The sequence below is a fragment of the Roseibium sp. M-1 genome (genome assembly GCF_054515675.1).
The window spans coordinates 5759862-5770762 of sequence record NZ_CM137257.1; the positions used below are offsets into that span (position 1 = coordinate 5759862).

Annotated in this window: 13 protein-coding genes; 4 read left to right on the forward strand and 9 right to left on the reverse strand. The window is 60.3% G+C overall.

Translation table 11 applies throughout. The annotated features are described in order from the left end of the window. Positions 1-248 precede the first annotated feature (248 nt). From ACX3M4_RS26020 to ACX3M4_RS26050, 7 genes are all read right to left on the reverse strand, one after another. On the reverse strand, positions 249-1547 hold the full coding sequence (locus tag ACX3M4_RS26020) for a hypothetical protein (RefSeq protein WP_459355880.1): 1299 nt from the start codon (positions 1545-1547) through the stop codon (positions 249-251). Continuing rightward, complete coding sequence (locus ACX3M4_RS26025) at positions 1540-2298, reverse strand: ABC transporter ATP-binding protein (RefSeq protein WP_459355881.1); 759 nt, start codon at positions 2296-2298, stop codon at positions 1540-1542. Before ACX3M4_RS26025 ends, ACX3M4_RS26020 begins: the two co-directional genes overlap by 8 nt. Next, the gene (locus ACX3M4_RS26030) at positions 2291-3340 is read right to left on the reverse strand and encodes a FecCD family ABC transporter permease (RefSeq protein WP_459355882.1); all 1050 of its coding nucleotides are present in this window, start codon (positions 3338-3340) and stop codon (positions 2291-2293) included. Before ACX3M4_RS26030 ends, ACX3M4_RS26025 begins: the two co-directional genes overlap by 8 nt. 8 nt (positions 3341-3348) lie before the next feature. Next, positions 3349-4401, reverse strand: a complete 1053-nt coding sequence (locus ACX3M4_RS26035; RefSeq protein ID WP_459355883.1) for an ABC transporter substrate-binding protein — start codon at positions 4399-4401, stop codon at positions 3349-3351. Between the two features lie 235 nt (positions 4402-4636). Then, complete coding sequence (locus tag ACX3M4_RS26040; RefSeq protein ID WP_459355884.1) at positions 4637-4879, reverse strand: hypothetical protein; 243 nt, start codon at positions 4877-4879, stop codon at positions 4637-4639. 48 nt (positions 4880-4927) lie between these two features. Further along, on the reverse strand, positions 4928-5152 hold the full coding sequence (locus ACX3M4_RS26045) for a hypothetical protein (protein WP_459355885.1): 225 nt from the start codon (positions 5150-5152) through the stop codon (positions 4928-4930). A gap of 286 nt (positions 5153-5438) precedes the next feature. Then, positions 5439-5618, reverse strand: coding sequence for a hypothetical protein (locus ACX3M4_RS26050; RefSeq protein WP_459355886.1), 180 nt, complete (start codon positions 5616-5618; stop codon positions 5439-5441). 455 nt (positions 5619-6073) lie between these two features. On the opposite strand from ACX3M4_RS26050, the gene ACX3M4_RS26055 reads away from it, so the two are divergent. Then, on the forward strand, positions 6074-7204 hold the full coding sequence (locus ACX3M4_RS26055) for a hypothetical protein (protein WP_459355887.1): 1131 nt from the start codon (positions 6074-6076) through the stop codon (positions 7202-7204). Between the two features lie 24 nt (positions 7205-7228). Here ACX3M4_RS26055 and ACX3M4_RS26060 read toward each other — a convergent pair whose 3' ends face one another. Further along, positions 7229-7588, reverse strand: a complete 360-nt coding sequence (locus tag ACX3M4_RS26060) for a winged helix-turn-helix transcriptional regulator (RefSeq protein ID WP_459355888.1) — start codon at positions 7586-7588, stop codon at positions 7229-7231. Positions 7589-7716: 128 nt separating this feature from the next. On the opposite strand from ACX3M4_RS26060, the gene ACX3M4_RS26065 reads away from it, so the two are divergent. The 3 genes from ACX3M4_RS26065 (at position 7717) to ACX3M4_RS26075 (ending at position 10550) form a co-directional block, all read left to right on the forward strand. Next, a complete protein-coding gene (locus tag ACX3M4_RS26065; RefSeq protein ID WP_459355889.1) occupies positions 7717-8433 on the forward strand; it encodes an MBL fold metallo-hydrolase in 717 nt (238 codons plus the stop codon). A 96-nt stretch (positions 8434-8529) separates the two neighbouring features. Beyond that, complete coding sequence (locus ACX3M4_RS26070; protein WP_459355890.1) at positions 8530-9729, forward strand: pyridoxal phosphate-dependent aminotransferase; 1200 nt, start codon at positions 8530-8532, stop codon at positions 9727-9729. A 341-nt stretch (positions 9730-10070) separates the two neighbouring features. Beyond that, positions 10071-10550: a DUF992 domain-containing protein gene (locus ACX3M4_RS26075; protein ID WP_459355891.1), complete on the forward strand. Its 480-nt coding sequence runs from the start codon at positions 10071-10073 to the stop codon at positions 10548-10550. Between the two features lie 50 nt (positions 10551-10600). On the opposite strand, the gene ACX3M4_RS26080 is transcribed toward ACX3M4_RS26075, so the two are convergent. Beyond that, positions 10601-10900, reverse strand: coding sequence for a hypothetical protein (locus tag ACX3M4_RS26080; protein ID WP_459355892.1), 300 nt, complete (start codon positions 10898-10900; stop codon positions 10601-10603). Position 10901: the final 1 nt, after the last annotated feature.

A 10901-nucleotide genomic window follows, 5' to 3' on the forward strand; every position in this document is an offset into this window, starting at 1 on the left:
CTTGCCGCCTGAAGATACCCGGCCGGACAGCGCTAGCCCAAGCGGGCGCGCAGTGAAAACAGGTACCGGGGGCGGACCGGGCACGGGGGCCCGGCGCTCATGCCGTTGGAGCATGGGGCCGGGCCTCAGCTTTGTCACGGCGCATTCAAAGCACGCCGCGAAAAAGTGGGTACCGGTTTTTCGCAAAAAGACGTGCGTCAAAAAAGAGATAAAGCGGGTCACGTGAATTCAAATGAACGCGACACGCTTTAATAAAACAGCCATCCTTCCGACAGGTTCTGCAACGCCCGTGCAACGTTCCGGACCAGCGTTTCCTTCGCTTCACCGTGATCCGGGTACCGGGTCAGGTTGTCGCCATTGTGCATGAAGACAAAGCCCCCGCGATGGCCTTTCGATGGGTACCGCCAGATCCAGTCGGCAGGTTTCGGGTCGTATTCCGGGCCGACATCCGTCACTGCGATTGCCCCTGCTGGCGGATCGCTCCAGCCACGGGCGTATTGACCGAAGATGCCCTTCCAACCGTCAAAATCAGGACCTAGGTCGCGATAGATGCCGAACCGGTCGTCGCGTACGCGCGCCTTGATGTTGGTGAAGGGGCGTGGCGGCACCGCCAGGAACGGGCTCAGAAAGGGGAGCCATGCGCGGCAAGGTTCCGCGCACAAGATCATGTTTCCTCCAGCGTCCAGAAAGGCCGTCAGATCTTCCTGGCGGCTTTCCAGGAAGATCTCGTCGTGGCTGAAGGGAAGATAGAGAATATCGGTTTCGCGCAAGAGTTCCGGGCTCAGCTCATAGAGTGGCCGGAAGCTGGTGCGGAATCCGGATGCCTGAAGGCTGCGGTCGGTCCAGTCGGGATACCATTCGCCCGGGACATGCGAACACTGCAGGTAAGTGAAACGATTGCGCGGTGTGCGCTCAATGCCAAGTTCCCGGTTGAGCCAGGGATAGAAGCGCTTGAGGAACTCGGTCGTCGCCGGCATGAAGCGTTGGCCGTTGTGGGAATGCGGGTCGAGGGTGGACAGCAGCAGGCGGCCGCCGCCCTCCAGATCGGGCATGTCGAGGAACAGGCTGCCGCTGCCATCGTCGAGGTTCAGGATCGGCCTTGCACCGGCGGGCGCCTGATAGCTGCCGCCCCAATGCCAGCTCATGGCCTTCAGCGGAATATCCCGAGTGATCGGATGCGGTGGCTCCGCCAAATGGACTTCCAGCTTTTCACCCTTGGTCCACCACAGCCAGTCCCGGCAATTGCCCGGACTCCAGGTGAGGCCCGGAATATCGAGCCAGTCCGCATGTCCCTGCAGAAAGACGATCAGGAACCCGCCCTGACGCAGATAGGCGTTGAGCTGTGCGGCATGGGCACGAGGCGCGGCCTCGTCCATGGCATCGGGCAGGATCACCGCCTTGTAAGCGTTGAGATCCACCTTGGGCAGGTCGTGGATGTAGATCAGGTCGTCGATGAAATGATTGAAATCCTGGAAACTGCGCAATTGCCAGGTGTTGCCCCAATGGACATAGGCAATGCCTTTTTTCCGGCCGGGTGCGTCAGACATGGAGTGAGCTTCCCGCGCTGCCGAACAGAGGGGCAAAAGTATGTTTGCCGTGAGCGACGAATTCGGCCCTGCCGATCGGAAGGTCGTAGAGGTCGGACAGGTTTTCCGCGGTCAGCGTCTGTTGCACCGGTCCGAAGAGATAGTCGCGGCCCGACTTCATCAACAACACGTGGCTGGCAACTTCGACAGCATGCAGGGGTGTGTGAGTGGTGAAGACAATGGTCATGCCGTGGCCGGTGCGCAACCGCGCAATCAGTTCCAGGACCTTGTCCTGGTTCTTGTAGTCGAGCGCCGAGCAAGGCTCGTCCAGGATCAGGACCGCACATTCGGAGCTGAGTGCCTGGGCGATCATCACCAGCTGCCGTTGCCCTCCGCTCAAGGCATTGAAGGGTCTTTTTTCAAGTGTCTCTATGCCGAGAAGAGCAAGGTTGTGCCGCACGATCTCGTAGTCCTGCCGGCCGGGCGTGCCGAACAGACCTAGGTGGCGGGCCCGTCCCATCAAGGCGATGTCGAGCGCCGTATAGGAGAAAGGCACTTCGAAGAGCTGCGGCACAAAGCCGGTTCTGCCGCTGATGGCGATCTTGCCTTGCGCCGGTTTCAAAAGGCCGATCAGGCTGGCGAGCAGCGTCGTCTTGCCGACACCGTTGGCGCCAAGGACCGACAGGACCGTGCCGGCGTCCAGCTGGAAAGTATAGTCGTCCAGGATGCGGGTGCCGCCGCGCTCGACGGCAAGAGCGCTAACATCAATCATTGGACCAGCCCCCCTTTGAATGAACGCGGCGCAGGATGAGTGCGAAGACGGGCACGCCGATGAGCGCGGTTATGATGCCGAGCGGAATTTCCGCGGTTGTCAGTGTCCGGGCGAGGTTGTCGACAAGAAGCAGGTAGATCGCGCCGATTATACCGGCTGCGGGCAGAAGCCTGCCATGGTCCGCTCCGGTTATCGATCGGGCGACATGCGGAATGACCAGCCCGACCCAACCGATGATGCCCGAGGTGGCAACGACGCCGGCCGAAATGAGCGCGGTGGCCATCAGGATAATCCACTGGACGAGCGCTACGGGCGTGCCGAGGGCGCGCGCCTTTTCCTCTCCCAAGGACAGGATGTTGATCTGGAAGCGGAGCAGAAAGATCGCAATCGAGGCGGGGACGACAGCGGCTGCGATCAGCAACACGTCGGTGTAGCTGCTGGAAGCGATGCTTCCCATTAGCCAGTAGGTGATCGCCGGCAGCTTCTGAAACGGGTCGGCGAGCAATTTGGCGATGGAAATGGCGGCCGAAAAGAAAGCGGATATGACGACACCAGCGAGGACGAGGGTCAGGAGGCTGGTGCGGCCACGGACGGTCGCGAGGAGCTTGACCAGAAAGATGCTTCCCATGCCGAACACGAAAGCTATGCCCAGGAGGGCGGTACCGGTTAGGCCAATCAGGATAGCAAACGTTCCGCCAAAGCCCGCGCCCGACGTGACGCCGATAATACCGGGATCGACGAGCGGATTGCGGAACAGGCCTTGCAACGCCGCCCCGGAGACCGCCAGGCCGAAACCGACCAGAACGGCAGCCAGAATGCGCGGCAGGCGGACCTGCTCGACGACAACTTCCTGCACCGGCTGCCAGGTCCTGTCCGCGACTGGAATGATATTGTCGACAAGGATCAACGCCACCTGTTGTACGGACAGGTCGTATCGGCCGAGTGTTACGGACACGAGGATCGCCAGGACCAACAGGCAGAGCAGCAGCGGCAAAAGTGGGATCGGCGCCAGCGCGGCGCCGATCTGTTTCGGAAAAACCATCAGGCGCTTCATCCGAACAGGTCTGAATAACTGTCGGATGGCGTATTGCTTTCAGTTTCCAGGATATCGTTCAGCTGGTCTTCGGACAGCTTTGCGCCATAGATAAGTTCGTAAGTGCTGCTGATTTCCTGACGGAAATCCGGTGCGTAATCGCCGCCATGGGCAAGCGCGGCCAGCCAGACCGATGTCAGGAAGATCTCCGGAGCGTCGGGCGTGCGGGCAAAGAACGGTTGTTTGTAGACGCGCTTGTTTTTGACCGCTTCGAGGCTTGCCAGGATCGGATTGTCGTAAAGATCCTGCGGGGTCAGCTCTGCAGCATAGGCGGGAATGACGATCATGGCAGGATTCCACACGAGAAGCTGTTCCAGATCGATCGTCCGCCACCATTCGCCGCTGTCGTCCGCAGCCGGATTGGTCACACCGCTCAGCGACAGGTCCTGCGACCCGTTGGCGATCACGCGGATCTGGTCGTTGATCTGGTCGATGTGAAGGACGGTAGGCCGGGCGGACTCCGGCGTCGATGCGAGCTTGTCCTTCAGCGCCGACAGCGTATCGGCTTCAAGCTTCAGGAAACTCTGGGCCCGGTCGTTGCGGCCTGTCATATACCCGCTGAGGGTCAGGTAGTCGTGACGGTCCTGCTCGGTGCAACACTGCCAGCCGACGACCGTCAGTCCGACCCGCTCCAGCGGCTCTATGATTTCCGGATCGTGGGTCCACTGGATGACGGCATCCGGCTTCTGCTCCAGAATGGCCTCGACATTGGGCACGAAGCCGTCCTGCGCCGCGCTTGCCGCAATCGAAGACATTTCCGGCAGGATGTCGGCGTAAAGACCCTTGCTGAAATAGCGCGTGAGGGAATCCTTGTTCATCCCGGCAATGGCGTCCGCCTTGCCGTCAACGGCGCGGTAGATCAGAGGCGCAGAGCGGACGATCGTGACGACGCGTTCAGGCGGGGCTTCAAAGGTGATCGTCTTGCCGCGATGATCGAGGAAGGACGTTTCCGCCCGCGCGGGAGAAGACGCTATTACGACTGAGGCACACAGCATTGCTGCTGTGCTCAATATGGCTCTTGAGGACATCAGAACCGAACTCCGGTTTGTTGCGGGAATTCGGGCCGTGGCTTGATTTCTGGCTGGGCACGAAATGTATAATTATGAGTTTTACACTCACATTAATATCGGCGTCCAGACCCGTTTTCAAACGGTCGACTGTCCAGTCGGGGGGCAACTCGGTGGGGCGGTCTGAAAATTAGACCGAAAAGGGAGGGGCAAACCCCTCCTTGGACCCCTTGCAGGATCAGAATGACGAGGCGTTGGCGGCAGGGGTCGCGGTCGCGGTCGCGCGGACAGTGTCCGTTGCGGTGGTCAACGGCAGCCGTTCGCCGTTCGCGCCTTTCGGCGTTGCCATGGCGGCAGCGGCGACAAGTGCGGCTGCCAGTAGAATGCCGAGGAAGATTGCCTGCAGCAGGGGACGTGCTTCATGCAGGTCGTTCTTGGAAGACGCCGGAGTCCGGCTGGATTGCGTATCGACACGTGCCATGATCAGAACTGTCTGTTTAATCTGTTTGTTATTTGGTCCGGGTGACCGTCAGTCCACCCGGTCCCTCGCGACGGCCAGGTCCTGATAAAGGCGGCGGCCAAGCAGGCTGGTCACCGATATCATCACCAGAAAGGCGAGCGCCGGCAGGGCCAGGGTCGGTTTCATGGCGGTCATCAGCATCAAAAGGGTCGAGGCGAGCATGAACAACAGAACCGGCGGGAAGCTTGCTTCCTGGATCTCGTTTACCGGCAGACCGGTTTTCTCGTGCACCATCGGGTCCTCCTTCCGCTTGGACGAGATCAATGTCGGGTGCAATTGCGCCGGCACGCAGACGCGAATTTGACTTGTGCCGTGTGTTTTCGTGGCGTTTTTGCGGCGAACGCACGTGGCTAGCTGTTGGCGCGGGTAAACACCACAATCTGTTGAATCGGGACGTTGTGCGGAACTGTTGTGCCGAGGCTTGAGGTTTGGGACTCAAAGTCTTGAAAAATGGCCTCAAAGGCGTCACGCACCGGCCGGTCGACGAGAAGGCCGGCCTGCCCCAGGGCTCGACCTCCTGCTATTTTCCAAAAAAGCCGCCTTGCTGCAGGCGGCGGCCGAGCACCTGGCCGCGCCACTGGAAAAGGATTGCGACGAATTGCAGGTGGGCTTTGCCGCCAGAGCGGCACGGGAAAGTCTGGATGCAGCGGTTGCCTATGCCGCCGATGAGATGGTGAGTTATCCCGGCGCTGCGCGGCATCGTTTCTGGTCCGGAGGGAACCGACGATGGCCGCAGCGTGCCGGGAGGACCTTGCCGGCGTCGGCGAACAGCTCACTGCCGCCGGCTGATCGTCGTGATCTCTCTGATATATGCCACCGGCCAGGGTCCGAAACCGACGACCGAACAGGTCGCCTCGGTCTTCCGTTCGATCCAGTGACTTGAATACGTCGCCGCAAAAGGCAGTCGTTTTGGCGCGAGAGGGCAGGCGGGCCCGGTACAAGGTTCGGAACAATGTCTGTGTGGCGAGACGGTCGTCTGAAATTAAGCTTTGGTAAAATTCACGATATAATCTTGATTAAATTATGTAATTATCTGCGTATCTTCTGTAATTTTTGAGAATGCTTGGAGTTTTTAAAGTGCGGTTTTAGTGTTTGTTTGCATTTCGGCAAGATAGTTGACGCTCGGGAGAGCTTCAAAAAAAGACCGGGCACGGAATGACAATCAACGCAGCGCAGAGCGCCATGGCTGAAAAGCCGAACGATCCTGTATCGCCACCAGAAACGTCACCTGCCAAGGCGGAGGGAATGCCGGCGTTGTCGTTGGCCGGACTGCAGTTCTTTATCGCAGACATCAGCAAGAAAACCATCCTCTGGCACGAACTCGGGTCGCAGAGCTTCAACAACGAAGTGCGCGATCTCCAGGAAGCGCCCTCCAACGAAGCCCTGCGCCATCTGTCGCCCGAAGATCGCAAGACGATCCTGCGCCTGGTGCAGGGGGCGATCCGGGAAGGCCATGCGGGTCCGTTCGATGTCGGCGGCGGGCCGGATCACCGGATCCCGGGCATTCCGATCGTCGCTTATCGCTATGAACTGCCGGACGGCAAGATCATCGCCATCTGCTTTCCGTCTATTGGAGAGAATGACGACAATCCGGGCCGTATCGTGCTGGGCCTGGCGCCGATCCTGCAGCATTTCGTTGCGTCCTCAACGCGCGTGGTGCTGCTGGTCGACAATTTCGGCTATGTGCGCTTTGCCAGCGACGGCTTTCTGAAGAGTTTCCAGATCGAAGATGCCCGGCTGATCCTCGGCCGCAACATCGCCCATATCCAGAACCGGGTCGGCCGGTCGATCGTGTCGCTGTCGATAGCCGCCCTGACGCGGCGGGCAAGCGCGACAGGTCGCGGCAAGTTCCTGCTGGCGAACAACGAAAGCCTGGAACTGAAATACGACGCCATGTATTTCCGCATCGGCGGAACGGTAGGCGGTGTCCTGTTCTCAGCCGGTCACGCAGGCGGAGACGTCGATTTCACCAAGGTCTTCGAGGTCTGCAGCGCGCCGATGCTGGTGGTCAACACCAAGTCACGCATGATCATTGCAGCCAACAAGGCGGCGATGAAGACCTATCATCTGACGTCCGACCTCATGGACAGCCGTCCAATCACCGAACTGCTGTTGCATCCGAGCAATTTCACGGCTCTGATGGGGGCGGCGAAAACGGAGTCTGATGTGCCTCTGTCGGTGCCGGTCACCGTGCTCAACGGCCAGACCAAGAAAAAGCGCTTCAAGTGTAGCCTGATCGACGAGGACAAGTCCGAGCCGAAGCTCATACTGGAGACGCGTCCGTAACTTTCCGGTTGCCCATGCCAGAGGTCAGGCGGCGGAAGAGGTTTCTTCGCCGCGATGTTCCAGCGCCCAGATGAACATCTGCCTCAGGATATCCGCCAGGCCGCGGCCCTTTGGCGTGAGGCTGTAACGGACACGGCGGCGGGCGTCGTCAAGCTCTGTCCGGCATACCAACCCGATTTCCTCCAGATGGCGCAGTTCCCCGGTCAGAACCTTGCGGCTGATCGCAGGCAGCGTGCGCTGCAATTCCAGAAAATGATGATCCTGGACGGTCAGGCAATGCAGGATGCGCGGCGTGTGCTTGCCGCCGATGCTCTTGAGCGTGTCGGCGACGGGACAGTCATCCGTACCGGCGAGGCGCCAGGGTCCCTTGAAGGTTTCGCTCATTTCCGTCTCCGCCGGTCCGCTCCAGCGGCAGCCGCCGCCCGGGTTACCTAAAGGTGCCTAATTGAACGCTCTTCCGCCGCCGCTTAGGTGAGGTCAAAGCTAACATCCTTGAACCTTTGGCGGCAAACATGAGCGACATTGAGATCAGATCCATTCCCATCCTGCCCCTCGGCATGGTCAACGCCTTTTTGCTGACGTCACCGAACGGTGCCGTACTTGTCGACACGGGATTGCCCGGCAGCGAAAGCCGGATCCGCGCAGTGCTAGACGAAGCGGGGCTGGCCTTCACGGATCTGAAGCTCATCGTCGTCACCCATGGCCATATCGATCACGCCGGCAGCGCAGCCCGTATCCGGCAGCTCTCGAGCGCACCGCTCGTATTACATGAAGCCGATCTTTCCTATTGCCGGGGCAAGGCACCGGTCCTGCGTCCTACCGGGATATTCGGGAAGCTCTTCAAGATGACCGGCGCCATAGAGAGGCCATTTGCTGCGGTCGAGCCCGACATCCTGCTGACGGGAGAAAACGTGCTTGATCTAGGCGCCTTTGGTGTTCCCGGCACAGTCGTGCCGACCCCTGGCCATACGCCGGGATCGATCTCCGTTCTGCTTGAGACTGGAGACGCGATTGCGGGTGATCTGGCGGCCTCCGGCATCCTGCTCGGCGGCCTTGCCTTCAAGGGCAGGCCCAAGCCGCCGCCCTTCGAGGAAGATCCTGTTGCCGTGGCAGCCTCGCTGCGCGAGTTGCTGCGACGGGGAGCAAAAAGGTTCTTTCTCGGGCATGGTGGTCCGCTTGACGCGGCCGTCATCGAAAGATACGCCGGCAAACTGGCCCAAACAGGCTGAAATCATCCCGTTTCGGGCCGCATTTGGTCTTGTTTTCCGCAGCGCACGGATCTACGGTCCGCGCGCTGTTATCCCCGTTTCCCCCTGGAGGACATTATGGGTTTTCTTGCTGACGCATTGGCGCGTGTGAAACCTTCTGCGACCATCGCCGTCACCAACAAGGCACGCGAGCTCAAGGCCGCAGGCCGCGACGTCATCGGCCTCGGTGCCGGTGAGCCTGACTTCGATACCCCGGACAACATCAAGGCGGCCGCGATCAAGGCCATCAACGACGGCAAGACCAAGTACACCGCCGTCGACGGTATTCCGGAACTGAAGGCGGCGATCGTCGAGAAGTTCAAGCGGGAAAACGGCCTCACCTACGACGTCAACCAGATCACCGTCGGCACCGGCGGCAAGCAGGTGCTTTATAATGCTCTGATCGCCACCATCAATCCGGGCGATGAAGTCATCGTGCCGACGCCCTATTGGGTGAGCTACCCGGACATGGTGCTGCTGGCGGGCGGTGAGCCGGTGATCGTGGAAGCGGACAAGTCCACCTTCAAGATCACGCCGGAAGCGCTTGATGCAGCGATTACCTCACGCACCAAGTGGCTGATCTTCAACTCGCCCTCCAACCCGTCCGGCGCCGCCTATACGGAAGCCGAGCTGAAGGCGCTGTGCGACGTCCTGATGAAGCATCCTCATGTCTGGGTGATGACCGACGACATGTACGAGCACCTCGTTTATGACGACTTCAAGTTCACCACCCCGGCCCAGGTGGAACCGGCGCTGCTGTCGCGCACGCTGACGGTCAATGGTGTTTCCAAGGCCTATTCGATGACCGGCTGGCGTATCGGTTATGCCGGTGGTCCGGCCGACCTCATCAAGGCCATGGCCAAGGTGCAGTCCCAGTCGACCTCCAACCCGTGCTCCGTCGCCCAGTGGGCGGCTGTCGAGGCACTCAACGGCACCCAGGACTTCATTCCGAAGAACAACGAGACCTTCAAGGGCCGCCGCGATCTGGTTGTCTCCATGCTGAACCAGGCCAAGGGCATCACTTGCCCGGTTCCGGAAGGCGCGTTCTATGTGTTCCCGTCCTGCGCCGGCACCATCGGCAAGACCGCGCCGTCCGGCAAAGTGATCGAGACCGACGAAGACTTCGTCTCAGAACTCCTGGAATCGGAAGGCGTTGCGGTCGTTCACGGCTCTGCTTTCGGCCTTGGCCCGAACTTCCGCATTTCGTATGCGACCTCAACCGAAGCCCTGGAAGAAGCCTGCACTCGCATCCAGCGCTTCTGCGGCAACCTGAAATAATCCGTTCCACTTGGCGGAATGACGAGAGGGCGGCGTGAGCCGCCCTTTCTTTTTAGAAAACAGATAATCCAACCATTGTCATCCAGGCCGAGCAAAGCGCGAGCCGGGACCGGGAAGGCACGGGTTTCTGTCTTCGCATTGCTTTGGTCATGGTCATTGGCTCCCCGGTCCCGGATCTTCGCTTCGCTGCGTCCGGGAAGACGGTCTGAGGGGGGAGGCAAAATTGGAGACCGATCAGCCTTGGCCTGCCCCGATTTTGGCATGTTCGCGCGCCATATCACGACGGAAGCCGCAACCGGTGGTACCGTGCGGTCGTCCTTGTTGGATCGGGAGTAAATCACATGCGTTTTTTGATGCCTGTTCTTGCCGCCGCATGCCTTGCCGCGCCCTTGCCCGCCCTTGCCGACGAAAACAGCCCGACAGTTGAAATCGGCAAAGTGAGCTGTCTGGTGGAAGGCGAACACAGTTTCATCGTCGGCTCCACGGCAACGCTCGGCTGCAGTTTCTCGCCGGTCGACGGCGGTGCGGTTGAAAATTACAAGGGAACCGTCAGGGATTACGGCCTCGATATCGGCAGCACCAAGCAGGCAACGCTCGTCTGGGGCGTCCTGGCTCCGTCCGCCAACCGCAAGCCCGGTCTGCTGGCCGGGACCTATGCCGGACTGACGGCAGGCGCCAGTGTCGGTGCCGGCATCAAGGCCAATGCGCTGGTCGGTGGTTTCGACCGGTCGATTGCCCTCAACCCGTTCAGCCTGGAAAGTCAGACCGGTACCAATCTCACACTCGGTGTCAGCAAGCTGACACTCGAGCTGATCAACTAGATCGATCCGCTTTTGGATGCTCAACCGGCCCCGGTTGAGCATCCGATGATCTAGTCATTGTTCCGGCAAGTCTCGTTGGCGCCCGCGCAGGGCGTCGTCGTGGTGTCGGGCCGGGTGTTGTTTCTGTTTATCTGCTCCGTCCGGTTCAGCCGGTTGGAGCTGTCGATCTGTTGCCGTGTCGAGAAACCGTTCTGCTGACGGTTCAGGTTCTGATTGAGCTGCTGCTGGGCGGATGGCAGCCGGGAAACGCCGGATTGCGGCAGGCCGCGCAACTGGTTGGTCTGTGCTAGCGACGGCCCGGTTAACAGGCCTATGAGGACTGCGGCGGCGATGAAACGGCATCGGGTCACG